Here is a 23,994-nt window from a genome sequence, read left to right as displayed (position 1 = left end):
GTCACAAGCAATGGCGCGGTGTAGCCGCGCCGCGCACCAAACAACTAGGTGATAAACATGGGAACATTCGGACGTTTTAGTTGCTGAACTAAATAATTTGATAGCAATCCATGCTTAATTTGATAAATTGTTTGACCTGTTTTATAAGCTAAATCTTTGAGCCTAAGCCAGACTAAAATAGGGCAGGCTGTGATCGCCTCCTGTCAGCCCTACGATCTCCAATCTCCCTATTATGAATTTGATTGGCTACCTGGTGGCGGTGGATATCCTGAAGGGACGATAATTGGAGATATTGCTCGGGTTGCTTGTAACAATTAACTTGAAGCGCTGTAGTCTGAACCTTTCGATTTTCATAAATCAAATAGGATTGCTAAATATCAAAAATTCAGTGTTCCTGAGTCATTTTATATTGCGGTAGTCTAGACTCCAAGCTTGATCATAGGCATTTGTGAGAGGTTAAGGTCAGATACAATTTGTCAATAAGCAATAGTACTTAAAATATTGCTGAAATCGGGGTTAGAAACAGAATTTTTGATTGGGCGATGCCTAGGTTGGGCTTTGCCTACGCGTCATCTTGATACGCATCATTTATTCTTAACCCATAATTTCAGTACAACAGTTAACTTCATACCTCGGCTCTTTCCAAATTTTAAGCATAATTTCTAATTGACAAAAGTAAGATTATCTTAACCTCTCACCGATGGATCATAGGTCTGATAAGTTTTCACTGATTGAAACTATTTATCTCTAGCACTGCAAAACACTAATAAACTGTTATAACCCTAAGGATGTAAAATTTTTGTTAACTTCAACGAGCATCTACCGTTTCATTTCATCCTTACAAGGTAATCAGCATGACAGCAACAACACCAAAAGCATCTTCAGCGCTTCCCGATTTTTGTGAAGGGATTCAATATTTTGGTGAAGCGTTACCAGATTTTGAAACTTATGGTGCAACACCTGCTATTGAGTCGGGCAAAATAGCGATCGCATCTCCCACAGAACCAAATGCTGTATATCAAACTTTACTGGCTGCCGATGCTTTACGCTACCTGACTTTACAAGTTACTGCTAGTAAGGCTTCTGGGCATCCCGGCGGATTCGCCAGCCAAGCAGAGGCTTACGCATCTCTTGTCATGCTGGGATACAAGAACATTATTACTGAAGTCGGACACCACGCCCCTGGATTTTATAGTGCCATGTTCTTGGATCGTTCGCTAGAGGACATGGGAATTTTTACAGTCCAGCAATTGCGCGATCGCTTCCGAGAAAAGCACGGACTTTTAGGGCATCTTTCTGGTTACATCCCCGGTATTCTCGCACCTGCGGGGCCTTTGGGACAAGGACAACACTTTGCAATGGCGGCTGCACTGTTACACAAAGATAAGTTATTCCCCTTTACAGTTGGGGATGGTGGATTGGGTGAGCCTTATATTGTCAGTGCGATCGCACATTTCCATACAGCTTATCCTGCTGTCACCAACTTTTTACCGATATTGGTGTGGAACGGTTACAGCCAAGAACATCACAGCATGGTTTCCCTAAAAACCAATGCACAGATGCAGGCATATTGGCAAGGTAACGGTTTTGATGAAGTGGTGTTAGTGGATGCCAAAGACTTTGACGATCAAAACCAGCTAGGGGATTACGTTGATAGTACCGCCTTTTCCTTTGAGAAACGCCTAGCATTTACGCAAGCAGTACTTTCCGGTGTGGATAAAGCAGCGCGATCGTCCCTTGGTGGTAAACTTACCGTCTTTATTATTAAACAACTCAAAGGTGCAGGAGTCCACGCGCGGGGGGCAAAATCTCACAACCTCTATCCTAAAGATACGCTAGATGCACCGCATATTATCAGTGCATTACAAACCCGTGCTTTGTCTGCGGAAGCTTGGCAATTAGTCAGAACAAATGCCGAACGCGCCGGTGGTGGCCCAGCAGCAAAAACTGTGGTGACAGAATTTGAATTACCATTACCAGATTTAGGCGAATTACCTTTAGAAGAATATGCAGTTGGTGGTGAACCCAAAGTTTCTACAACCGCGATGGGACGATTGGTAGGAATAGTGGGAAATAAAGATCAGAACTTCCTTGTCACCAACGCCGATGGCAACGAAGCATCAGGAATTGCCAACATCAACCAAGCATTAAAGATTATCCACCCTACAACCGACGATTTATATTATCAAGCACCAAATGGACAAGTTTATGAACCATTAAGTGAAGATGCTTGTGCTGGTTTAGCTGCGGGTTTAGCATTAATGGGTGCGAGAACTTTGTGGTGCTCTTACGAATCTTTTGCCATCAACGGATTACCAATTTGGCAAACTGTCACCCAAGCAATGGCAGAATTGCGCCGTCCCACACCCTCGACTATTACTTTATTCACAGCAGGCGCATTAGAGCAAGGGCGCAACGGTTGGACTCACCAACGTCCCGAAATTGAAGCTTACTTTGCTTCGTTGATGCGAAATGGAAATGTTTTCCCATTATTTCCGCCTGATGCTAATAGTATTCAAGCCTGTTATGACTGGGCGTTGAAAACTAAGAATAAGGGAATTGTGATTACAGCTAGTAAGTCGCCATTGCCAATTCGCACCACTTTAGAACAAACTCGTCAAGGGTTACGAGATGGTGCGGTGCTATTACATGAAGTCGCTGGTGATAAGCAAGTTGTATTTGCTGTAATTGGCGATTTAACATTAATACCAGTATTTGAGGCTGCTGCTTTCTTAGAAACTGAAGGTATTGGCGTGAAGATAGTTACTGTCATCAATCCTCGGCAATTGTACCGTAGCCATGATACTGCTTGGGATACTTGTTCTGAACCCGAAGGCGGTTTCTTGGATGATGCGAAATTTGCCGAATTATTTGATGGTGATGCGTTAATTGCGGTGACAGGTGGTGCGGCGGGGATGCTAGAACCAATTCTGTTGCGGAGTACAGCGAAGCGTGATACTTTTGCGTGGAAACGTGGCGAAACTACAGCCAGTGCTGGTGAGTTGATGGCGTTTAATGGATTGACTGCTGAAGCGTTGACGAAACGTGCGATTGGGTTAGTGCATTAGGATTAAGGTTTGACACTCCCCGCGCTGAAGCGACGGGGATTCTTGAATCTAAGACATGACTTGCTCATGCAGGATTACTCTGGGTCACGAGTACCTTTGAGTTTTAGTCTTCCAATGCCCTTTTTATCACTGAAAGTTATGGATTTACGATTATCTGAAAGCTTCCATCCTGATGTCTTGTATTCAACAGAACGACAATCTTTCTGGAATTGAGATACCCTGTCTTGGAAAATCGCTCTACTTGGGGAGACCCCAAGACCGCGTTTTCCGCCTTTAAACCTGGAATACCCTTTTTGCAGTTGTCATAAAACCACTCTTGTGGGAAAAGGAAAAGGGGAAAGGATGTATTCAAAACCTTTCCCCTTGAGTCGAACCCTATAGACATCTCCAGAAATTAAATATGCGTTATCCAGAGTCCTTGTAGAGACGTAGCAGTGCTACGTCTCTACATTCATTTTCACCAGATGTCTAATTGAGAGGTGACTCACCTACCCATTACTTTTATTACCTACTAGGAAGCTTCAAACCTCGACGCTCAAGGATTTGCCGCACCTCTGGACTGGGGTTGTAGTTATAGCCGTAGGAGGAGTTCTCTGTGTCATCCATAATTTGAGGTGTGAGCAATACGATCACCTCATTGCGCTGGTTGGATCTACTTGTCTTTCTAAACAGCGCACCAATCAGGGGAAGATCACCCAAAATAGGAAGCTTGGAGATAGTTGATCGGTCTTGGTCTTGAATGATGCCTGAAAGAATGAGCGTTTGACCATCTCGTAAGCGAATTAAGCCAGAAGTAAGGGAGCGTTCAGACACTAAAATAATACTTCCATTTCCTGTATCTTGTGAGGCTGAAGGAGCGCTGACAGTAGGAGCAACCGATAGAGAAACGAAACCATTATCGTCAATCCGATCAATTTTCACATTCAAGGTTAAGCCAACTTTTTGTTTTTGAATTGTTTTTTCTGTCCTAGAACCACCAGAAGTATCCGTTGTTTGGATGGTTATGTTTCCTACAACTTCCTGGGTCAGATTGACAAGTGCTTGCTGACCTTCTTGCACAATTAAGGTTGGGTCAGTCAAAATCTTCGCATTGCCGTTTGTCACTTGAGCTTGCAGGCTAGTGAGAAGCCGCTTGGGGAACTGGTAAAGAGAAGAGAGAGCAGATGTTACAGTACCAGCAGTGCCTTGAGTTACAGTTGTAGTCCCATCTGCATTTATAGTTAGAATGTTATTCGTTGCCGGGGTAATGCTTGTGAAACCTGGTTGTAATGCGTTGGACGACGCTGGCGAAATTGGTTGAAATGTTGTCGCATTTGTGTTGGGTGTTGTAACAACGCCCCCTGGCGGAACTGAAACTCCATTTATCGTTCGTGTAGTTGCAGATTGGTTAACGATTGTAGTACCTGGACCAGCACCTTGTATCGTAGACTGGGTGGTACTTACAAAAGGCGTTCCTGTAATTGGATTCGTAATAGTAGGTGTCTCAGTCACACTGTTTGCTACTTCAGCACTAGTAGCTGGTCTGGAACCGCCAAAATTTAGAGATGCGGCACCACCATCACTAGTGAAGTAGTTGTTCCCAAGCCCAAAAGAAAAGCTAGTGTTGTAGTCCTGGGTGTTATTGAGATTAACATCGATAATCTTGACGTTAACTACCACTTGACGACGGCGGATATCAAGCTGAGTTAGTTGAGTCATCGCCATCTCAACTAGTCGGGGAGGGCCAATCAAGGTCAAAGAATTAGTGCGCTCATCTCCTAATGCCTGTAAACCTCTAAGTAATGGGCTAGAGTCTGTATAATTAACGCGTTGAGTTTCAACTCTGTTTTCCGTGGTCGTCTGAGTTTGGGTGACGGGAGCAGCTGCATTCCCAACAGCCACAGCACTAACACTGGTAACTTGTCGTTCTCGGCTGATGGCACTTTCTGCTCCCAAGGCAACTAAAAAGTTGACGGCAACTCCTACTGTTACCTGATTGAGTCGCAGGTTACGCATAACCACGTCACGGGTAGAATTGGGTAGTTTAGGCCCAACAAAAATTGTGCGATTACTGCGATTAGCCTCTAAACCACTCAGACGCAAGACATAATTAAACACATCTTGCACTGGCTCATTTTCTATATCTAGGGAGATTGTTTGAGAGGTTGGTGCTGCTGCTGCACCACCTTGATCACCTCCGATATAAGCCAAGTTCAAATTAGCAGCACGGGCAAGCAATGACAAAACCTCACGCACTGGTGCATCTCGCAACACTAGGCGAGGAACGCGTTCCTGACTTCCCAAGTCAATAGTGGTAGGAGAAGCATCGGTAGCAGAAATAGCAATATCTCCCACTGGTGGGGCGACGGCTCTGGGTAAGAAAGGTGGAGCCTGACTCAGAGGTTGACCTGGCCCAGCAGCTTGTGCAGGTTGTCCGTCAATGGTGACTTGAGGGTTGGGAACGAGAACACCTGGCTTTTGACCAGGTTGGGCTGGAGTCGTAACAGGCGGTGCTGTGGATGTTGGTGCTGTTGGCGTAGGTGCTGATGCTATATTGCCTGCCGACGGACTAAAGCTGAGTGTAATTCCATTTGGCGATCGCACCACAGGTTGACTGTTAGGCGTGTTATTGCTACCAGTTACCGTTACCCGGATGCTATTGGCATCAAGCTGACTAACCTCAACAGACGCAATTCCTGGTGCTGGGCTATCTTGACGAAAACTATTACCTTGTGGTAATCGTAATTGAGTATTGATAACATCTGCAACTAAAGCCTTGCCTCTTTTTGTAGTGAAAACTTGGGGGCGCGACCCTGAAGAAGTTTTCAAAGCAACGCTAATTCCACCATCAACGGGATTTAGCTGGACATCAGTCACTTGACTAATTTGTGCCCAAACTGGTTGAGCTGCCAAAAAGACGAAAGCGGCAGTACCTAAAATAAAATTATTACCGTGAAGCTGTTTCACAGTTCATTCCTCACCTGATAAAACCTTGTTTACAAACAATTATGAGAAGTTGGGACTTAGGAGTGAATAGTTATGAGTTAGGAGTGAATAGTTAGGAATGATAATTCGTAATTCATAATTCTTAACTCCTAACTCCTAACTCCTAACTCCTAACTTCTCATTCTTAACTACTTTTTCGGGGCAGCTTTAGCCGCCGCTGCTATTTCTTCTGGAGTAAGTGGCATCAATACCTGTAGCTGGAATGATGTATTAATCGCTGCTGGGCCTATTGGCTTTGGCGTTTTATCTAATGGAGATATTGCTTCAGCTGGAGCCAAAGTTGATTGATAATCTTTAACTATTAACAAAGGCTGTAACCGCTCAATGTTACGAATTATCGATTGTGTTTGTTCATAAGTTCCTGTAATTTGGGCATTGATATTGCTGCGTTTTAGCTTGTTGTCAACCTGTAGTCCTAGACTTCCATCAGCAACAGTTTCTGGTTTTTGGGAAACTGGCACGAATTTATCTAGTTTGGCTCTTACCGTACTAATAGAGTTTGGAGTATTGCCAGACTCAATTAAGCGGTTCAAATCCAACAACAATGTATCTAAGCTTTTTTCGTTAGCAAATAAACCTAAAACCTGAACTTTTTGCTGCTTTGCCTGCGCTAGTTCGTCTTTAACTTTATCAATCTGTTTGATATTGGCTTTTTTTTGCTCAATTTGCCCTTGTAGTTCTGAGGTTTTGGCCTGCTGCTGCTGATAATTTTCCCAAGCTGGCATCAGCAGGCTTACCAATATATAGCCTGCTATCCCTAAACCAATTACCCCCACCAAAATCCCAATAATTTTTGGTGTAAAAGCAATACCAAAGACCACGGGGGATGCTGGCGTTGCCTGCTCGAATTCCCCACCTTGTTCGCCAAAATTTAAATCATCACTCAGCGTCATTTTAGAATGACTCCTGTTTGTTGCATACTACGAATTCGAGTCACTAACCCCACTGTGCCTTTTTTTTCCAACTCCTGGATTAATTCTGAAGCTGGAACATCGCTCATAGTCGATTGGATAGTGTATTTAACTACTTGGGGTGGCTTAATTACTACACCATTAGGAGGTTTACCCACATCTGGTTTTAAGGGAGCATCTACTAACGTTGCTGTCAGAATTCTACTTTCTGTGGGCTTCAAGAACCGAGATTGTTGTAAACTCAATAAGAAATCATTGACATCGTTAAAAGAACGAGCCAATCCGGTAATTTCTAATCCCCCAGCGGGATTGTTTGCTGGCTCTCCTTTTGCAGCCGGAATCGGCGGAAGTTGCTTGATGTTCTCGATTTGCACTGTCGTTGGGATGCGATCGCGCAAATCTTGCAGCATTGCCGACCAAGGACGAATCTGGTCAAATACAGTGACTAAAGCTTGAGTCTCCTCTTTAACTGACTTCGTTTCGGCTTTGATTTTGTTAAGATTTCCGATTTCTGTATCTAACTTTTTGCTTTGCTGATCTAGTTGTGCTATTGTCCCCTCTAATTCCACAATCTTTCCTTGCAATAACCACCAACTAACTCCCAGTAAAGCTGGAAGACCTACACCTACTGCAACTCCTACATACACTAGTGTCAAATCCCCCGTAGGAAACTTGAAGGCTATTCCTCCCTTCCCCTCAGGCTTTTTCTGGTATGCTGGGCGGTCTTTAAGAAAATTAACATCTAGGCTGTACATTTTGTTACACCTCCCGCATTCCTAGACCGAGTACGATCGCTAAACCAGAGCGTTGTACCTGTGGATATTTCTCAGTGTCAACTTCCAAAGACAAAGCCCCGATTGGATCTATTTGGGTGGTTGGCAAGCTCAGTCGTTGAGTAAAAAATTCATCTAGCTGTTGCAATCCACCTCCTGGTCCAGCTAATAAAATCTGCGCTACTTCCAAATTTTCACTTTGATTGAGGTAAAAATCGATGGAACGGCGCAGTTCATCCGTTAGTTCTCCCAAGACTCTCAATATGGCAGCCATGCCAGGATCGATTTCAGTAACGCCAGTTTTCCCGCCGTCTAGGGAAGTTTGGGGAATGACCATTCCGTGTAACAGTTCCATATCTCGTGATGTGGGTAAGCTCATTGCCCTTGCTAAGGCAGTTTGCATTTGATAAGTCCCGATTGGGACTGTGCGCGAAAATTGCGGCACTCCGTTAACGATGATGGCGATTTCTGTACTATCGAACTCGATATCAACGAGTACTGCTGCTTCTTGCGGCCCAAATTGTCGCAGTTGTTCGCGAATAGTCCGAATTAGAGCAAAACTGTTAATTTCTAAAACATCAATTTGTAATCCTGCCTGCTCGAATGTACTTATATAGGTATCCGTGATCTCCTTACGGGTGGCAACTAGGAGTACGTGTACTTTTTCAATGCCATCTTCATCTACAAAGTACCCAAGTTTCTGATAATCTACATCAGCCTCTTCCCGAGGATAGGGTAAATACAAACCTGCTTCATGGTTCAGCACCATTTCTCGCAGTTCTTTATCATCTAACTCTGCTGGCACTGGTATGATCCGAACGATAGAATCTCGTCCTGGGACACCAGTAGCAACGCGAGAAGTTTTGATTTTGCTCTCAGCTAGCGCCTGCTGGATTAATTGCGCCATTGCAGGAGGGTCGGTAATTTGACCATCGGTAACTATGCCTTCTGGAACTGCTACCGATATAAAAGTTTCTAGTTTCAAGCCTTGACCCTGCTTGCGTAGCTGAACTACATTTACCCGTTCGGGAGCAAGTTCAATGCCGACCCCTTTTTTCGATTTGCCAAACAGACTAGTGAAACTTTTTACCACAGTTGTGCCCGCTGGACTACTAAATTGAAAATTTAAATTTATTGTGATAGGGACGCTATATATTACGTCTCTACAGGTAATTTATTTAGCCTATAATCTCAACAATTCTGTCTAAGCTTTTCACACTGATCAAGCGTAAAAATACTGGGAAAATGATTCAATTGCGAAAATTTAAACAACTTGTTGCTTTGGTACTGCTTGGCTTATTAACCACTTGGATTGTAAGTTGCAGCACAGGTAATGTTAGTAAAAGTACAAAACAAGCTACTTCAGGAGTGGCAACTGTTGAGTTTTGGACAATGCAACTCCAACCTCAATTTACCGACTACTTCAAAAGCTTAATTGCAAATTTTGAATCGCAAAATCCAGGTATAAAGGTTAACTGGGTTGATATACCTTGGGCAGCAATGGAGAACAAAATATTAACAGCTGTCTCCGCAAAAACGCCACCTGATGTAGTTAACCTCAATCCGGGTTTTGCTTCCCAACTTGCTGGACGAAATGCCTGGTTAGATTTAGATGCGAAAGTCCCAAATGATGTACGTTCCTCCTATCTGCCGAATATCTGGAAAGTAAGCACGCTGAATGGCAAGAGTTTTGGGATTCCCTGGTATCTCACCACACGGTTAACCATTTATAACACTGATTTATTAAAACAGGCAGGTATCAATAAAGTACCTGCAACATACGGAGAATTAGCACAAGCAGCCCAACAAATTAAAGATAAGACAGGGAAATATGCCTTTTTTGTGACTTTTGTACCGCAAGATTCCGGTGAAGTGCTGGAATCTTTCGTGCAAATGGGAGTTAATCTCATAGATGCTGATGGGAAAGCGGCGTTTAATTCAGCACAAGGGAAAGCAGCGTTTCAATATTGGGTAGACTTGTATAAAAAAGGGTTGCTTCCTAAAGAGGTTTTAACCCAAGGACATCGCCATGCGATCGATTTATACCAATCCGGTGAGACTGTCCTTCTAGCTTCTGGGCCAGAGTTTCTGAAAACGATCGCAAATAATGCCCCAAAGATTGCCCAAGTTACGGGAGTAGCACCTCAACTTACTGGTGACACAGGTAAGAAAAATGTCGCGGTAATGAACATAGTTATTCCCCGCGATACTAAACAGCCAGACGGCGCTGTGAAGTTTGCTTTATTTGTCACCAATGACGAAAATCAGTTAGCCTTTGCTAAAGCTGCAAATGTCCTACCTTCTACAATCAAAGCATTGTCTGATAGTTACTTTAAAGATATTCCAGCTAATGCTTCAATCATAGAAAAAGCGCGAGTTCTGACTGCTAAAGAACTACAACATGCAGAAACATTAACCCCTACTTTGAAGGATTTTAACAAACTACAAAAGGCAATTTATGAGAACTTGCAAGCAGCAATGTTAGGCGAGAAGACTGTAGATAAAGCTGTAGAAGATGCAGCGCAAGAGTGGAATCAGAGATGAAGAGTGCTGAGTTCCGTTAGCGATAGCGGGGCGTTTAGCCCGTGCTGAGTGCTGAGATGAAAGACCGCGCCACAAGAGGCGGGGTATCAATCTCCAAACGAATTGTTGATTCCGCTTGACTTCGGGCGGGGCTTTTACATAGTGCAAAAATACTGAGTATTCAATATTCTTTACTCAGCACTCAGTACTGAGTATGGTAAATTGGGGATTGGGGATTAATTATTTCTCCCCTATCTCCCTCATCTCCCTAATCCCTTTACTTACCCATACCTAATTGTTGAGCTTTTTGGTAAACTTTACCCTCCGTTAATAGGGAAGGCGCAATCACAACTTCGACTTGCTGCATTTCTTTAATATTTTTCGCTCCTAAGGTTCCCATGCTCGTCTTTAAGGCTCCTACAAGGTTGTGAGTGCCATCATCTAGTCCTGCTGGACCAAGGAGTATTTGCTCTAGGCTACCAGTGCTGCCAACGCGAATGCGGGTGCCACGGGGCAAGACAGGGCTGGGAGTTGCCATACCCCAATGATACCCCCGTCCTGGGGCTTCTGTGGCTCTGGCAAAGGGGGAACCAATCATCACACCATCGGCACCACAGGCGATGCATTTGCAAATGTCGCCACCAGTGATTAAACCGCCATCAGCAATAATGGGGATATAGTTACCAGTTTCGTTGTAGTAATCATCTCGTGCTGCGGCACAATCAGCGATCGCAGTTGCTTGTGGCACACCCACACCTAACACCCCACGAGAAGTACAAGCTGCACCTGGTCCAATTCCCACTAGTACCCCAGCCGCCCCAGCTTTCAACAAATTCAAGGTAACTTCGTAAGTTACGCAATTCCCCAACACCACAGGGATGGGCATGGAACGGCAAAATTCTGCTAAATCAAGTGGTACTAAAGACTCTGGTGATAGATGTGCAGTAGAAACGACTGTAGCTTGGACAAAAAATAAATCGGCCCCAGCTTTTGCCACCGCCTCACCGTATTTACTTGCACCGGCTGGAGTTGCACTTACCGCTGCAATGGCACCTTGTTGTTTAATTTCCTGAATACGTTGTTCAATTAATTCCGGCTTTATTGGTTCGGCATAGAGTTCTTGCATCAAGGCAACAAATTCATCTTTCCCTACAGAGGTAATTCGATCTAATATTGGCTCTGGGTCAGCATAGCGAGTTTGAATCCCCTCTAAATTGAGGACACCTAATGCTCCTAACTGTGACAAACGTACAGCCATACGAACATCTACTACACCATCCATTGCACTGGCAATTATCGGGATTTCTCGCTCAATATTGCCAATACGCCACTTAGTATCTGCCAAACTAGGGTCTAGTGTTCTGTTACCAGGGGCTAGAGCAATTTCATCTATTCCGTAAGCTCTGCGAGCTGTTTTTCCCCGCCCAAGTTGAATTTCCACGCTTTAAATTTTCTCAAATCTGTTTAAGCTAGGGTATCAAATTGTGGGGGAAGTTGGAGTGTTTTTTTCCTGAACTACACTAGACATTTCCGAACTGTCTAAGCTGCGGCTCAAAACTTTGGTGGATGCAAAATACACACCAAGGAAGCAAATGAGGAAAAGTTGTTTATTTGTTTGACTAAGTTGATGCTAATAATCTTGACATTATAGCAATCCTATCTGAATTTGTGAAAATTCGTGGTTTCGAGATCCCCGACTTCTTTAAAGAAGTCGGGGATCTAATTTTTCACGAATGATTTAGTAATGCTATATGTTCTGTTTCTTTGCTTGTCTTTACTTAGGTCAAGATCATCCAAATTTCCCTAAATGCCACCAAATTGGAATATTTTGCATCGTTTTAAAGCAATAAATCTTGAGATTCAGAAGATTTTCAAATCCAAAATCCAAAATCCGAAATTGATTTGATTTACCGTTTATTTTTAGCGGCATCCACGCCAGTGTAACCAGTTGCTAACCAAAGTATTGCTCTCGCCCCATCGCGAACAGATTTTTCGATAGATTCAGGAGGTTTTTCTGAAGGAACTGGCACCGGTTTTAAATAAATACCCCGACTACCCAAAATAATTTCGCCGATGACACAGGCCCGGCGCATGTGGAAGTCTGAAGTAATCAAATAAACACTCTTGATGCCACGACGTTGCAAATCATCCACCAACGTAGTAAAATTAGTAACTGTATCTACTGCTTCGTAATCCAAGTGTAAACGTTTAGGATCGACACCAGCTTTGGTAAACACTCGTTGGGTGAATGTACGTGGACTACCGCCTGTAATCCAAATTGGTATATTTGGATGCTCGCGAACGAATTTTGCTGTAAACTTCTCTCGCTCTAAATGCTTCGTTGAACCACCCAACACTACAACTGCTTGCGGCTGTACAAATTGGTTTTGTACTTCTTTGTATCCCCACCAGATGATTAGCGGTAGGGCAAAAGCCGTAAAACGAAAAGATTTACCTGTAAAAATTAGCTTATTCAAGGCTCAATAACTTTATTTACTCAATCCAAAATTTCTCTGACTAGAAGAAAAAAACAATTGCTAGTAGAGTAGCAAACTTCCAAAGGATCTGTCCAAATTTATATTTGGTTGATTTTTGTGTTGCAGCGCGATTAAGCGTGCTTGAAGTTTTTCCTCTAATTGATGGATTATCCTAACCTGTCTCGGACGATTCATCAAAGGGTTGTAACCACTTTATAAATCGTGCGTAAAACCCCGTCCCAATACTGCTCGGATAAGCAGGGGAAGCAGGGGAAGCAGGGGAGGCAAAACTCAACGCCAGCCTCCATTTCTCCCCTGGCTATTGAACAGCTTGCCTCAATCAAGAAATTCCAAAACCTACGCAGTATTGAACCCCGTCCCCTTGTGGGCGGGGAAGTATTCAAAGACGTTACTCGTCGTCAACTCCAACAAAAAGGCACTCGTAGCGCTAAACGTCGAATGAACGCGATGTCTGGACGCAATCGCCTGAATAAAACGGGACTGGTGCGACTTGAACGCACGACCTGACGCTTAGGAGGCGTCCGCTCTATCCAACTGAGCTACAACCCCAACTGCGAAGCATATATAATTGTAGCAGTAGTTTTAGCGAGATTGCCAACAATTATCCCAAGAGCCGCCGCCTACTTCTAAACCACACAGAAGACTTTCTGCTTTGAGAATTATTTTAGATTTTCTCCCATTTAGTTCTCGTAATTCTAAATTTAGTTTTCCTTGCATGGTGTCTCGGCAACAGTATTTTAAACCTTCCGCTGTGGGCGCACGTAGAGGTTTACCAGATAGATGAGTGGTTCCTGTCAATTCAATTTCGTAATTGGAGTTACTGGCTTTCATTTGCCATCTACCCCAAGGCTGAATTTCCCAATTTACTTGGGAATTCCAGGGAACGAATTCATAAAACTTGCCTTGATAGTGCAAGCCAATCATCGCTACAGATTCCATCCACCACAGCACGCCCCGCCGTCCACCGCCAGCAGTTAATGCTAAATCGGGTTCGCCTTCAAAGCAATTGCAATTTATCCAAAACCATTTTTGCGGAAAAGCACCACCCCAATTTTTCTCGCCGTAGGCTGGGGCGTTGGTGAATTCATAGATTTTACCATTCCAGTCAATTTTTCCGCTGGCTAGACCGTGAGCCATCAAAATTTGCCATCCTGGTTCAAAAATCTGCAAGAATGACAGCCAGCCTGCGGTTGATTGCTGAATGCTATTTTGATTGCCCCAACCGTATACTGGTTGAATTTCATACTGCCAACGGCAATAATTATTGGTGGCGCGATCGCGAATTATTCCCTGATTCAAGGTGGCTGTAGCTTGATAGCCTTCTTGAACATGATGCTCAAACTCCGCTGGTAGCAGGTATAGGGGAGAAACTTGCAAATCTGTTTTACCCCAATGACCTAAACCCAGGACATCTCGACTACCCCAAAATTTCTTCACATCAGGGAAAGTACGACATAAATATTCATCATTCGGGCCGAGGATTTGGGCTGCACCACCACTGTAAGGTTTACCGCCGATGGGGTCTTCAATGGAGTACATAAAGGCGAATGTTTGTCCAATTTCCGGTAGCGTCACGCGGTAATACCAGCCTTCAAAGAAGCGGCGACTAGTGTCATCCCAGTGATAACCAGAATGGGGGGTTTGGAGAGAATTTACGGGAATAGTTAACATAGATATAGTTGCCGATTTTTTCAGTATGCGCGATTGCTTCGATATCAATGATGCTTATGAAATTCTTGGGCTAGAACCCGGTGCTTCTCAAGCACAGGTGAAGCGAAATTACCGTAAACTGGTAAAAATTTGGCATCCCGATCGCTTTGTTGACCAAAAGCAAAAGCAGGAAGCTGAAGAAAAAATTAAATCAATCAATGCAGCTTACAACAAGCTCAAATCTGAAAGTCCATCTGAGCCTCCCATTCCTGAAAATCCCTCTTCATCTTCGCCTAAAAATCCCCCAAAAATATCTGTCAATCGTTGGGATGCAGAAACTTTCTATACTTTAGGGGTAGAGAATGCTACTAGAGGAAGATATGAAGATGCGATCGCAGATTTTACCCACGCAATTCGTCTCAATCCTCACTATGTTGAAGCATATAAGTATCGGGGGCTAGTTTGTTCTCAACTGGGATACGAATATAGAGCCGCTTCAGATTTAAATAAAGCTGCACAAATAGAAGAAGAGTTAAGAAATCCGGGTGCTGGGCGTGTATCGCGATCGCCTAGATATGTATCAAAACCTAGACCTTTGGTAGAAAGATTTTGTGAGAGGATAAAAAGTTTACTGCGGCTAAATCGGCGTTGGAGATAAGAATCACTATCAATACGGTTCGGTTAAGGTTTTTTGATGAAAATTCTAGATCACAAAGACGCGATAAATCGCCGTCAAGACAAGGAACTGATTATTGTAGAGACGGCGATTTATCGCGTCTACATACTCTCACTGGTCATACAAAATGGGTAAGATGCCTAGAACTTTACACGCTGGGCAACCATTCAGATTGGGTTAACTCTGTCGCTTTCAGTCCTGATGGCAAAACCCTTGTTAGTGGTAGTCGAGATATGACAATCAAGCTTTGGCGATGCGACATTTAACGACAAATTAAAAACTTAGATGAATGATTTCAGTAAATTAATAGATTGTTTTATCAAACCATCATCTGACAGCTTAATAGCATTCATCTTTGGGATACTCTTTCTTTAGATTAAATATTAACTTACTGGAGATAGAGCCACTTGTTTGATCGCAGAAGTTATTCTGATAATTACCAACAATTGAGTAGTAAATAAAACTCAAATTTTATCAGCAACATACATTTTTTAACTCATAAAAAGCTTTAGTTTGTCAATATCGTACTGAGGAGTGAAATCAACAGCTATGTCTATTCCCAATGAACGCGAAAGCAAAAACAGTGAAGTCAGACAAGAATCTTACACTGATATTAATGGTAATACTCACACTGACTTGACGCGAACCACTGAAACAGTCAAGAACAGCGTAGCTAACCCCAATTCTTACACTAATGGTTACGTACAAGGTCGAAATACTGAGCGTAGATACCAAGCTGATTTAGCCGAGCGTGACAATAACAATGCTAGTGGTGGTTTGTTGTTGGGTATTATCGTTACTTCCCTGCTGGGTTTGGTTGTAGGTGGGGTCTGGTACTTCAACCAGCAGAATGACGCGGCGGTTAACGATACTGCGCCGGTCGTGGCTCCTGTGCCGAGTAATAGTAGTGCATCTCCTCAACCACAAACGACGATAATCGAAAGAACTAGGGAAATACCTGTTGCTGTCCCTGTTCCACAACAGCAGGCTGTGCCTCAACCTGCACCTCGCCAACCGGATATCAACATTACTGTTCCACCCCAACAGCCTGCGGCAGAAAAAGCACCTTCTGTAACTCAGCCAACCCCGAAAGCAGCACAAAGTCCGGCGACGAGTCCAACTACTAATACTCCGACTTCACAGAACGATAGTTCAGGTACGAAAAGTGATAGCTCTAAAACCACTCCACCTCAAGGAGTAGACCAATCAAACAGTACATCTAATAGTGGTTCTTCTACCGCAGGTGATGCGACTACAAGTAGTTCTGGTCAATAATGGCTTCTCTGAACTTTCAGCCCACTTGATAATGTTGGTATTCATGCCAATACATAACAAGTGGGATAATTCTTAAGCAATATTTCGGAATTATTGCGATAAATTAATGGTAATCAAGTTTAGTAAAGGTGTGTTGTAGCTAAACAAACACAATGCTAGATTAAGACCAAGGTACAAACAGGTTAAAAGTTAAATAAAACTTCCAAGTTAGAGCCTGTGCCTCCTGCTCTAATGTTATCGCGTAGGCATGGCCCGTCGTAGACATCGCTCCGAAGTTGTGGCATCCATTAAATGTATTTTGCCTTAAGTTCAATGAGTTGTTTTGGAGGTTTTAAAACGCACTGCCAGAAAATGCCTGCCTAGTTGGAATGTTAGGATGTGCAATTCTGAGTATAGCGATTGCGAATACTGTCCACCAAATTTTAAATTATTTACTCCTGAATTCTCTAATCTTCAAGAAACCGCCCCAAGCTGCTGACATTTATCCATCGTAGCTTTAGGCGGTTTCTGCTTTGAGTGTTATGCATTCAAATTGCACTCTGACCAGCAAAGGCTGTCCTTTGTCATTAGTAATTTATTTAGACCAATGACCAATGACCAATGACTAATCACTAATTAAGGTAATTACAGTCACTTCTGGCGGACAAAATAAACGTCCTGGGCGGTAAGTTCCTAAACCACGATTGACATATAGTTGATTTTCTTCTACCTTGTGAAACCCTTGCGCCCACTCCCAATATCGCACTACTTTAGAACAGTCTCCCAGAAAAAATGTTATCCAACGCCGCAATTTTTTGGGAATTTGTTTGAGTAGCTTTTTGTAATAAAATACTAGAGGGCCAATACCCGGAATTACGATGTGACCACCGTGGGTATGACCAGATAGTTGCAAATCTACGCGCCATTGTTGCAATATCTTGGCTGTATCTGGGTTATGGGATAAAACGATGCGCGGTGTAACAGAATCTAGTTGATTCATGACTGGTGCGGGGTAAAATTCCTGTGACCAATAATCAGCCAGTCCGACGAATGGTAATTCTTTTCCTAGTGGATAGGCAATTTCATTCCAAAGCACATGCACCCCAATGCTAGTTAATGCCTGTGTAACTTCTACTTGAGAGTGGCTGTAATAGATATCGTGGTTCCCAAGTACGGCGTAGATACCACAGCGACTTTGCAAATGCTTGAGTCGAAGCACCAGTTGGTGAATTGGTGCGGGATCGTCAGTTACGTAGTCACCAGTTAATAAAATTAAATCTGGTTCAGCTTCGTTAGTAACTGCGATCGCTTTTTCTAACATATCTTCCGACAGTCGCAAACCATCATAGTGAAAATCTGACAACTGCACTAACGTTGTACCTTGTAAAGATGCAGGAAGTTTTGCAATCTTAACCGTTATTTTATCTACTCTTAAATGTCCCGTAAACAACCAATGCATAAGCCAACCGATACTCCTCATACCAGCGCTTACAGCTTACCAAAAATAAAAATGTAACTTGATAAAATGCAATAATTTATGTCATCTACTCCAGATACAATTGATTCATTGATTCAAAGTTATGCGATCAAACTAAGCATTATAGCGGTTCTCATTCACATGAGGTACACCCGTAGGGGCAATACCCTGCGGAAAGCTGCTTTGCGTCTACATGAATTGCCCCTACACCTTGCGATATAATTTTGTACCGCGTTTGAGTGGGAACCGCAATATTAGCCCAGAATACCTGCTGTGATTGCGTTCTTTTATTTTTAATTTTGAATTACCTACCCACCTTCTAGGGTGATTATAGTAACTTCTGGGCGGCAAAATAAGCGTCCTGGGAGGTAAGTTCCCAAACCACGATTGACATATAGCTGATTTTTTCCTAGCCGATGGAAACCCTGCGCCCATTCCCAATGGTCAACTACAGAAACATTGACTTCCAAAAATGGCATTAGACGCCGGATTTTTCTGGGTATTTTTTTTGCAAGCTTTTCGTAAAGCAACGCCGCAGGGCCAATTCCAGGAATCACGATTTGACCGCCGTGCGTATGACCAGATAATTGTAAATCGACTCGCCATGCTTGTAATATCTCCGCCGTATCTGGGTTGTGGGATAAAACGATGCAGGGTGTGTCGGGGTTTAGTTGGTTCATAACTGGTGCAGGGTGAAATTCCCGTGACCAACTATCCGCCAGTCCAACGAGTGGCAATTCTTTTCCTAGTGGATAGGCAATTTCGTTCCAAAGGACGTGAATACCAATGCTAGTGAGGGCTTTTGTAACTTCTGCTTTGGCGTGTTTGTGATATATATCGTGATTGCCAAGAATAGCATAGATACCATTGCGACTTTGCAGATGTTTGAGTCGAAGTATCAGTTGATGAATCGGTGTCGGATCGTCAGTTACGTAGTCACCAGTTAATAAAATTAAATCTGGTTCAGCTTCGTTAGTAACTGCGATCGCTTTTTCTAGCATATCCTCCGACAGCCGCAAACCATCGTAGTGAAAATCTGACAATTGCACTACCTTCTTACCCTGTAACGATGCAGGCAACCCTGCAATGTTAACCGTCAATTCCTCTGTACTCAACGGCCCAGATAACAACCAGTGCATAAGACGTTCAATAAACTTCAATCATAGCGCTTACAGCTTAACTAAACATTGTCGGTTTGTGTGCAGCGACCAATGCAACTTATTGAAAATTTTATGAAAGCTGTAGATTTTATAGTATTTATACTTATTCAAATTAAAAACAAATTTACTACTAAATTTTTTTGTAAAAAAATACTAAATTAATATGAAAGTTAGTGTGCGTAGGCATAGCCCATTGTAAGGGAGCATCTCACCTTTGCAAATATACCAGGCGATTAGAAATCGCGGCTACACAAACCTTCGCCCTTGGCGTTCCCGTTCGCGTAGCGTCTCTGAAGGAGAAGGGTAGGCCGCCTACGCGGACTCAAAGAATTTGCAACCCACTTCTCGTAGCGTTCCGTTGGCGCAGCCTCTCGTAGAGAAGGAAAGGTGGGTAAAGTCTCTTATAGCCGCGAATTCCATTTGCTAGGGCAGACGTGTTTTTACAAAAGTGAGATGCTCCCCATCAACTCTACGAGAAAGCAAGCTATGCGTAACGTGTGGCAGAGAATATATCGCTTTCCAAATTTATGTATAATTTGGGATGCGATGTCTAACAACAAGCTCGAAAGCAGAGTGTCTTCGACTTTGCGCTATGGGTCTATGCACGTGCAATTTACTACTGTAAACGCCAAACTTGTTTCAGTTTCTCAATTAGTTGTTCTTGCCGTTTATTGATAACTTCCTAGGGTGACGGTGTGGAGAGGGAGAAAAACAAAAAATAACGCCTACCTATAATTAGGGTGGCGCTATTTTTTTAATTTAATTCACAGTTAAAAATAGTTAAATGAATTTGCTAAATCTTCATTGCTCATTGTCCGCAATTTTATTTTTATACAGCACTGCGGTTGGTTAACAAGTTCCACAAGAAAACTGCGACAATTGCACCAAGAACTGCTACTGCGACACCTGGAATGCTAAAAGTAGGTGCTGCTAGAGCTAAGGTTCCCGTACTAAAGAATACACCTAAACTGCCGCCAACAAAAGCACCGATGATTCCTAACAATATGGTTCCGAGAATTCCGCCGCCTTGATGACCAGGGTAGATAGCTTTTGCGATCGCACCAGCAATTAGACCTAAAACAATCCAAGCAAGAATATTCATTGTTATTAGTTGGGTAAACGTTTTTGACTTACAAATACATATTAACTATTTTCATTTTTTACTCAATCTATCATCAGAATTAATTATGAATATCCATAAGGAATAGTTTAATTGCTACTGAGTTTTTGATACATAGCTCAATTGAGGTAAATAGTCAATTAAAAAAAAGCTCCTAGTAGGTCTTTAACTAGGGGCTTATCAAACTATTGCTTGGTAATTGCAGTATAGGCATTTTTAATTAGCTCTCTCCTCTACTAGAAGAATTAAGCTGAGTTTTAGAGACTGTCTCTAAAGTAATGTAAAGGAAGCGAGATAGGCAATTGAGACGACGGACAACTTCATGTCTAGCTTTTAATTTTGATTGCTTATCCCATTATTACTGCTAATGACTCGATGGCTGACAAATGGGAACAGTCTGCGGTAAGACCAATGCATACTTAGAAAAACCAGACTTACCAAGGTTAGCAGCATGACACCCAGAATCGTTGTATATGACTTACTATGCCACCAAAATCTATTTGCACTTAGTTGCATAAGCTTCCACAGACTGGCTATATCCACGCTTTCGGAATCGTGAATGGTGATTGGTAAGGATGCTGCTGTGCTTTGTTGTGCAATTGTCATTTTAATTACTCCTTTAGACCCAAATTCTGAGGTATTTAACTTTAAATACGGCAAGTCGATAGATTTACTGTTATTTGTATCTAATATCTCATAGCTTGATGCAAGAAGCAAGTTTTAAGGGGATTGGGCATTAGTATTGAAAATTAGGTATTTACTACAGTAGTACCATTTTGAATTTTAGATTTTGGATTGGGAATCGCTTTCTGTGTCTGGGTTTTGTGAAACCATCTGTCGCAATCATTTTTCAAATTGGTATAAAAACTATTTTCTAGTCCCCAATCCCCATTACCCCTTATCCCCAGAGGGGGCCCCACCTTCCCCAGTCCCCAATCCCTAGTCAAAATGCCTAATCAAATTTGGTTATCACAGTTGCAAAAACACAGAGCGATCGCAGTCATCCGCGCCCCTAAAATCGAAATGGGAGAGCAAATGGCAATGGCTGTAGCATCTGGGGGAATGCAGCTAATTGAAATTACCTGGAATAGCGATCGCGCTGGGGAATTAATCAGTCAACTACGTTCGGAATTACCAACCTGTATCATTGGCACTGGTACACTATTCAATGTGCAGCAGCTACAAGATGCGATCGCATCTGGGGCGCAGTTCCTCTTCACACCCCACGTTGATCCGGCAATGATTCAAGCAGCACAAGAAAAAAATGTGCCTATTATACCAGGAGCGTTAACTCCTACAGAAATTGTTACCGCCTGGAGTCAGGGCGCTAGTTGTGTAAAAGTGTTTCCCGTGCAAGCAGTAGGAGGTGCTGATTATATCAAAAGTTTGCAAGGGCCACTAGGTCAGATCCCCTTAATTCCGACTGGCGGCGTGACTCTCGAAAATGCCAAAGAATTTTTGCAAGCCGGAGCGATCGCTGTCGGTTTGAGTGGTGAATTATTTCCCAAAAAGCTTGTTACAGCAGGAAATTGGCAAGCGATCGCAACTCAGGCAAAAAACCTCATGCAACAGTTAGGTTAACTTAGAATCAAATCATCAAAAGTTCACGTCTATTAAAGTAATAGATAGGGAAATAAAAGTGAAACCTGATAAGTTTCTCAAGACCCCATGATTTGAGTGTGAGTGTATCTAAAATGAAAAGACTAATTTATTCTGACTGGGTGCGTCGCTTACAAATACTCCTCACTGGTACAGCACTATCCTTAAGTGTTTTTACTACTACTGGAACGAGTGAAGTTTGGGCGAATTCCAAAGATCAAGTGATTGCACAAACAATCCAGACATTACAACAATCGGATCAGCGCTGGATTCAAATTAATCTTTCTAAGCAACGATTAATAGCTTGGGAAGGTGACAAAGTAGTTTATGGAAGTGCTATTTCTTCTGGCAAAAAATCTACTCCTACTCTTGTTGGTACTTTTAAGATTCAATCCAAGTTTAAAACTACGCGGATGCAGGGAGAAGACTATAATGTTCCCAACGTTCCTTATGCGATGTTTTATCAGGGTAATTACGCTATTCACGGAGCTTACTGGCATAAGAGATTTGGCACTCCAGTGAGCCACGGCTGTGTGAATATCTCACCTAAACATGCAAAATGGCTATTCGAGTGGGCATCGGTAGGGACACCAATAGTCATTCAAAAATAGTAGGTGAAGTAGCCAGAATGCAATTTAGGTAAAATCATAAATAATAAAAAATCAAGACAATTAAGTGATTCCCAGCAAGATTTTATGCTGGGAATCTTCGGAGTCGGAATTACTGAACTTGAAATAAAATGCAGAAGAGGGCATTAAAAGATTTGCCCAAAAAATAAGCGTAAATCCTGACAATTCCTCTGTGAAATTACAAATGCAAAGATGAATTAGGGAAAATTTTGCATTTAGGCATTTAAATGACAGATTTTTTGTATTGAGCTTGTCTTGAGAAGCATTAGGGATCTAACTTTTCACGTTGTATAGAAAAGCCCACAATAAACCTAACCCTAACCCCCTTTGCGACATGGGAAGGGTGCAAGTTCAAAGTCTCTCTCCTTCTAGACTACTGGCGTGGCAAGGCTAAAATGTTGCAAAAAAATTGTCGGTTGGGGAGCCACTGCGTTGCGCGGGTTAAGAGCGTTGTAGCAAGTGGCGTTGGAGGCTTTGCCAAAGCCAACATCCTGATATGTGTTGGGTTGCGCTCCGCTCCACCCAACCTACGTCTAATGCACTATTTTTTTGCTTGCCACGCCACTACGGTGTATACACAAGTCGAATTACCCCTCTTATAAAGGGGGAAAACAGGAAATCTAGTTCCCTCCCCTTAGAAAGGGGAGGGTTAGGGTGGGGTAAAACTGACGCAAAAACTCAGTGAATAAACTATTTCAGACTTATATGTACACCATAGCCTTCTAGGAGAGAGATTTAGAGAGGTTTTCCAGATAACGTGAAAAGTCAGATTAGCGGATGAATTGCGTAAATCCTCCACAGAAAGCGAGTAGTCACTCTGGAAATTTGCAGTGTTCCAGAAAATTACTTCACTTCATGATTTTTGCGTAGTTTAGAAGATGAGACATAATGCTAACTTGGATTCGTAGTGGTGGGATTCGTTCTTCTGGAACTTTTTTTACAGGCGTGGCGCTGATAGTGGTGACTTTATTCTCTTGGTCATCACCGTTAACAGGTATACCAAACTCGACTACAGCAACAGCTACGTCAGTCGATCAAAACAGCACTAATAATATTAACCGCTGGATTGAAATTGACTTGTCAGAGCAACGTTTACGTGCATGGGAAGGTAATAGACTTGTTCATTCATACCGCATTTCTGGAGGTAAGCGATCAACTCCTACACCCATAGGTAGATTTCGGATTAATTCTAAGTATCGTACTCACCGGATGCGAGGCAGGGACTATAATATTCCTGATGTTCCTTACACAATGTATTTCTACAGAGGGTATGCCATCCACGGCGCTTACTGGCATAAGCGTTTTGGAACTCCAGTCAGCCACGGTTGCGTAAATTTACCTGTTAAGCAAGCTCGCGATCTTTACAACTGGGCTTCAATGGGAACTTTAGTAGTGGTGCGGAAATAATTGCTAATTCGTAATCAATATCTGCAATTTTTCCTTTGATGTATAGACGGGTGCATTCACGGAGTTAAGCACCTGTCTATACATATTGCTAGACTAAAAACAATAGACATCTCCAGAAATTAAATATGCGTTACCCAGAATCCTTGTAGAGACGTAGCAGTGCTACGTCTCTACATTCATTTTCACCAGATGTCTAATCTTCAAGGGATTCAGGAGCTATGAGCGGCATAATAACTCGAACTCTCACATTGGAAGAGTTTCTGA

General features: G+C 42.7%; 20 protein-coding genes, 1 tRNA gene and 3 pseudogenes. 10 read left to right on the top strand and 14 right to left on the bottom strand.

What is annotated here, in order from left to right:
- Positions 1 to 44 precede the first annotated feature (44 nt).
- Positions 45 to 188 (bottom strand): annotated as a pseudogene (locus V7K67_RS34380) (IS701 family transposase); the annotation flags it as partial.
- Here V7K67_RS34380 and V7K67_RS13230 point away from each other — a divergent pair.
- Both V7K67_RS13230 and V7K67_RS13225 read left to right on the top strand, forming a co-directional pair.
- Positions 157 to 318 carry a hypothetical protein gene (locus V7K67_RS13230; RefSeq protein ID WP_334731514.1) on the top strand — a complete coding sequence of 54 codons (162 nt, stop codon included), beginning with the start codon at positions 157 to 159 and terminating at the stop codon, positions 316 to 318. The pseudogene V7K67_RS34380 and the gene V7K67_RS13230 overlap by 32 nt on opposite strands.
- Positions 319 to 854: 536 nt before the next feature.
- Positions 855 to 3,068, top strand: coding sequence for a phosphoketolase (locus V7K67_RS13225; RefSeq protein WP_335166878.1), 2,214 nt, complete (start codon positions 855 to 857; stop codon positions 3,066 to 3,068).
- Between the two features lie 83 nt (positions 3,069 to 3,151).
- On the opposite strand, the pseudogene V7K67_RS34375 reads toward V7K67_RS13225, so the two are convergent.
- The 5 genes and pseudogenes from V7K67_RS34375 to pilM all read right to left on the bottom strand — a co-directional run.
- A pseudogene (locus V7K67_RS34375) lies at positions 3,152 to 3,378 on the bottom strand (RNA-guided endonuclease TnpB family protein); the annotation flags it as partial.
- Positions 3,379 to 3,572: 194 nt separating this feature from the next.
- Complete coding sequence (locus tag V7K67_RS13215) at positions 3,573 to 6,014, bottom strand: AMIN domain-containing protein (protein ID WP_334733038.1); 2,442 nt, start codon at positions 6,012 to 6,014, stop codon at positions 3,573 to 3,575.
- Between the two features lie 167 nt (positions 6,015 to 6,181).
- Positions 6,182 to 6,946: a pilus assembly protein PilO gene (locus V7K67_RS13210; RefSeq protein WP_334733037.1), complete on the bottom strand. Its 765-nt coding sequence runs from the start codon at positions 6,944 to 6,946 to the stop codon at positions 6,182 to 6,184.
- Complete coding sequence (locus tag V7K67_RS13205) at positions 6,943 to 7,719, bottom strand: PilN domain-containing protein (protein WP_334708491.1); 777 nt, start codon at positions 7,717 to 7,719, stop codon at positions 6,943 to 6,945. Before V7K67_RS13205 ends, V7K67_RS13210 begins: the two co-directional genes overlap by 4 nt.
- 4 nt (positions 7,720 to 7,723) lie before the next feature.
- The gene (gene pilM, locus V7K67_RS13200; protein WP_334708492.1) at positions 7,724 to 8,830 is read right to left on the bottom strand and encodes a type IV pilus biogenesis protein PilM; all 1,107 of its coding nucleotides are present in this window, start codon (positions 8,828 to 8,830) and stop codon (positions 7,724 to 7,726) included.
- Positions 8,831 to 8,982: 152 nt separating this feature from the next.
- On the opposite strand from pilM, the gene V7K67_RS13195 reads away from it, so the two are divergent.
- Complete coding sequence (locus V7K67_RS13195) at positions 8,983 to 10,281, top strand: ABC transporter substrate-binding protein (protein ID WP_334733036.1); 1,299 nt, start codon at positions 8,983 to 8,985, stop codon at positions 10,279 to 10,281.
- A gap of 256 nt (positions 10,282 to 10,537) precedes the next feature.
- On the opposite strand, the gene V7K67_RS13190 is transcribed toward V7K67_RS13195, so the two are convergent.
- Both V7K67_RS13190 and V7K67_RS13185 read right to left on the bottom strand, forming a co-directional pair.
- Positions 10,538 to 11,701 (bottom strand): GuaB3 family IMP dehydrogenase-related protein, encoded by a 1,164-nt coding sequence (locus V7K67_RS13190; RefSeq protein WP_334708494.1) that lies wholly within the window; start codon positions 11,699 to 11,701, stop codon positions 10,538 to 10,540.
- 466 nt (positions 11,702 to 12,167) lie between these two features.
- Positions 12,168 to 12,737, bottom strand: coding sequence for a YdcF family protein (locus V7K67_RS13185; protein ID WP_334708495.1), 570 nt, complete (start codon positions 12,735 to 12,737; stop codon positions 12,168 to 12,170).
- Between the two features lie 222 nt (positions 12,738 to 12,959).
- Between V7K67_RS13185 and V7K67_RS13180 the strand changes: the two genes are divergently transcribed.
- Entirely contained in the window at positions 12,960 to 13,265 is a 306-nt protein-coding gene (locus V7K67_RS13180; RefSeq protein WP_335166874.1) for a hypothetical protein, read from the top strand.
- Here V7K67_RS13180 and V7K67_RS13175 read toward each other — a convergent pair.
- A tRNA-Arg gene (locus V7K67_RS13175) sits at positions 13,234 to 13,307 on the bottom strand. The genes V7K67_RS13180 and V7K67_RS13175 overlap by 32 nt on opposite strands.
- Before the next feature lie 33 nt (positions 13,308 to 13,340).
- Positions 13,341 to 14,429, bottom strand: coding sequence for a tocopherol cyclase family protein (locus V7K67_RS13170; protein ID WP_334733034.1), 1,089 nt, complete (start codon positions 14,427 to 14,429; stop codon positions 13,341 to 13,343).
- A gap of 25 nt (positions 14,430 to 14,454) precedes the next feature.
- Here V7K67_RS13170 and V7K67_RS13165 point away from each other — a divergent pair, with 25 nt between their 5' ends.
- The 3 genes and pseudogenes from V7K67_RS13165 to V7K67_RS13155 all read left to right on the top strand — a co-directional run bounded on the left by V7K67_RS13165 (position 14,455) and on the right by V7K67_RS13155 (position 16,359).
- A complete protein-coding gene (locus V7K67_RS13165; protein WP_334733033.1) occupies positions 14,455 to 15,066 on the top strand; it encodes a J domain-containing protein in 612 nt (203 codons plus the stop codon).
- 164 nt (positions 15,067 to 15,230) lie between these two features.
- Positions 15,231 to 15,335, top strand: a pseudogene (locus tag V7K67_RS13160) (WD40 repeat domain-containing protein); the annotation flags it as partial.
- A gap of 298 nt (positions 15,336 to 15,633) precedes the next feature.
- Complete coding sequence (locus V7K67_RS13155) at positions 15,634 to 16,359, top strand: hypothetical protein (RefSeq protein WP_334733032.1); 726 nt, start codon at positions 15,634 to 15,636, stop codon at positions 16,357 to 16,359.
- Between the two features lie 604 nt (positions 16,360 to 16,963).
- On the opposite strand, the gene V7K67_RS13150 is transcribed toward V7K67_RS13155, so the two are convergent.
- The 4 genes from V7K67_RS13150 to V7K67_RS13135 all read right to left on the bottom strand — a co-directional run bounded on the left by V7K67_RS13150 (position 16,964) and on the right by V7K67_RS13135 (position 20,701).
- Positions 16,964 to 17,797 (bottom strand): metallophosphoesterase, encoded by an 834-nt coding sequence (locus V7K67_RS13150; RefSeq protein ID WP_334733031.1) that lies wholly within the window; start codon positions 17,795 to 17,797, stop codon positions 16,964 to 16,966.
- A 326-nt stretch (positions 17,798 to 18,123) separates the two neighbouring features.
- Positions 18,124 to 18,954: a metallophosphoesterase gene (locus tag V7K67_RS13145; RefSeq protein WP_334733030.1), complete on the bottom strand. Its 831-nt coding sequence runs from the start codon at positions 18,952 to 18,954 to the stop codon at positions 18,124 to 18,126.
- A gap of 850 nt (positions 18,955 to 19,804) precedes the next feature.
- Positions 19,805 to 20,077 carry a GlsB/YeaQ/YmgE family stress response membrane protein gene (locus tag V7K67_RS13140; RefSeq protein WP_334706446.1) on the bottom strand — a complete coding sequence of 91 codons (273 nt, stop codon included), beginning with the start codon at positions 20,075 to 20,077 and terminating at the stop codon, positions 19,805 to 19,807.
- A gap of 351 nt (positions 20,078 to 20,428) precedes the next feature.
- Positions 20,429 to 20,701: a hypothetical protein gene (locus V7K67_RS13135; RefSeq protein ID WP_334706447.1), complete on the bottom strand. Its 273-nt coding sequence runs from the start codon at positions 20,699 to 20,701 to the stop codon at positions 20,429 to 20,431.
- Positions 20,702 to 21,043: 342 nt separating this feature from the next.
- On the opposite strand from V7K67_RS13135, the gene V7K67_RS13130 reads away from it, so the two are divergent.
- The 3 genes from V7K67_RS13130 (at position 21,044) to V7K67_RS13120 (ending at position 23,730) form a co-directional block, all read left to right on the top strand.
- Entirely contained in the window at positions 21,044 to 21,676 is a 633-nt protein-coding gene (locus tag V7K67_RS13130) for a bifunctional 4-hydroxy-2-oxoglutarate aldolase/2-dehydro-3-deoxy-phosphogluconate aldolase (RefSeq protein WP_334733029.1), read from the top strand.
- 113 nt (positions 21,677 to 21,789) lie between these two features.
- Positions 21,790 to 22,305: a L,D-transpeptidase gene (locus V7K67_RS13125; RefSeq protein WP_334733028.1), complete on the top strand. Its 516-nt coding sequence runs from the start codon at positions 21,790 to 21,792 to the stop codon at positions 22,303 to 22,305.
- A gap of 906 nt (positions 22,306 to 23,211) precedes the next feature.
- Complete coding sequence (locus V7K67_RS13120; RefSeq protein WP_334733027.1) at positions 23,212 to 23,730, top strand: L,D-transpeptidase; 519 nt, start codon at positions 23,212 to 23,214, stop codon at positions 23,728 to 23,730.
- The last annotated feature ends 264 nt before the right edge of the window (positions 23,731 to 23,994 follow it).

Source organism: Nostoc sp. (assembly GCF_036917155.1).
Taxonomy (GTDB): Bacteria; Cyanobacteriota; Cyanobacteriia; order Cyanobacteriales; family Nostocaceae; genus Nostoc.
The sequence above is the reverse complement of the archived record's forward strand: the minus strand, read 5'-3'. Positions and strand labels throughout refer to the sequence as shown.

Bases quoted from the DNA above. Each gene is read 5' to 3' on its own strand.
- V7K67_RS13225 (WP_335166878.1), top strand. From the start codon at position 855: ATGACAGCAACAACACCAAAAGCATCTTCAGCGCTTCCCGATTTTTGT.
- V7K67_RS13210 (WP_334733037.1), bottom strand. From the start codon at position 6,946: ATGACGCTGAGTGATGATTTAAATTTTGGCGAACAAGGTGGGGAATTC.
- V7K67_RS13205 (WP_334708491.1), bottom strand. From the start codon at position 7,719: ATGTACAGCCTAGATGTTAATTTTCTTAAAGACCGCCCAGCATACCAG.
- V7K67_RS13195 (WP_334733036.1), top strand. From the start codon at position 8,983: ATGATTCAATTGCGAAAATTTAAACAACTTGTTGCTTTGGTACTGCTT.
- V7K67_RS13170 (WP_334733034.1), bottom strand. From the start codon at position 14,429: ATGTTAACTATTCCCGTAAATTCTCTCCAAACCCCCCATTCTGGTTAT.
- V7K67_RS13165 (WP_334733033.1), top strand. From the start codon at position 14,455: ATGCGCGATTGCTTCGATATCAATGATGCTTATGAAATTCTTGGGCTA.
- V7K67_RS13155 (WP_334733032.1), top strand. From the start codon at position 15,634: ATGTCTATTCCCAATGAACGCGAAAGCAAAAACAGTGAAGTCAGACAA.
- V7K67_RS13150 (WP_334733031.1), bottom strand. From the start codon at position 17,797: ATGCATTGGTTGTTTACGGGACATTTAAGAGTAGATAAAATAACGGTT.
- V7K67_RS13145 (WP_334733030.1), bottom strand. From the start codon at position 18,954: ATGCACTGGTTGTTATCTGGGCCGTTGAGTACAGAGGAATTGACGGTT.
- V7K67_RS13140 (WP_334706446.1), bottom strand. From the start codon at position 20,077: ATGAATATTCTTGCTTGGATTGTTTTAGGTCTAATTGCTGGTGCGATC.
- V7K67_RS13135 (WP_334706447.1), bottom strand. From the start codon at position 20,701: ATGACAATTGCACAACAAAGCACAGCAGCATCCTTACCAATCACCATT.
- V7K67_RS13130 (WP_334733029.1), top strand. From the start codon at position 21,044: ATGCCTAATCAAATTTGGTTATCACAGTTGCAAAAACACAGAGCGATC.
- V7K67_RS13125 (WP_334733028.1), top strand. From the start codon at position 21,790: ATGAAAAGACTAATTTATTCTGACTGGGTGCGTCGCTTACAAATACTC.
- V7K67_RS13120 (WP_334733027.1), top strand. From the start codon at position 23,212: ATGCTAACTTGGATTCGTAGTGGTGGGATTCGTTCTTCTGGAACTTTT.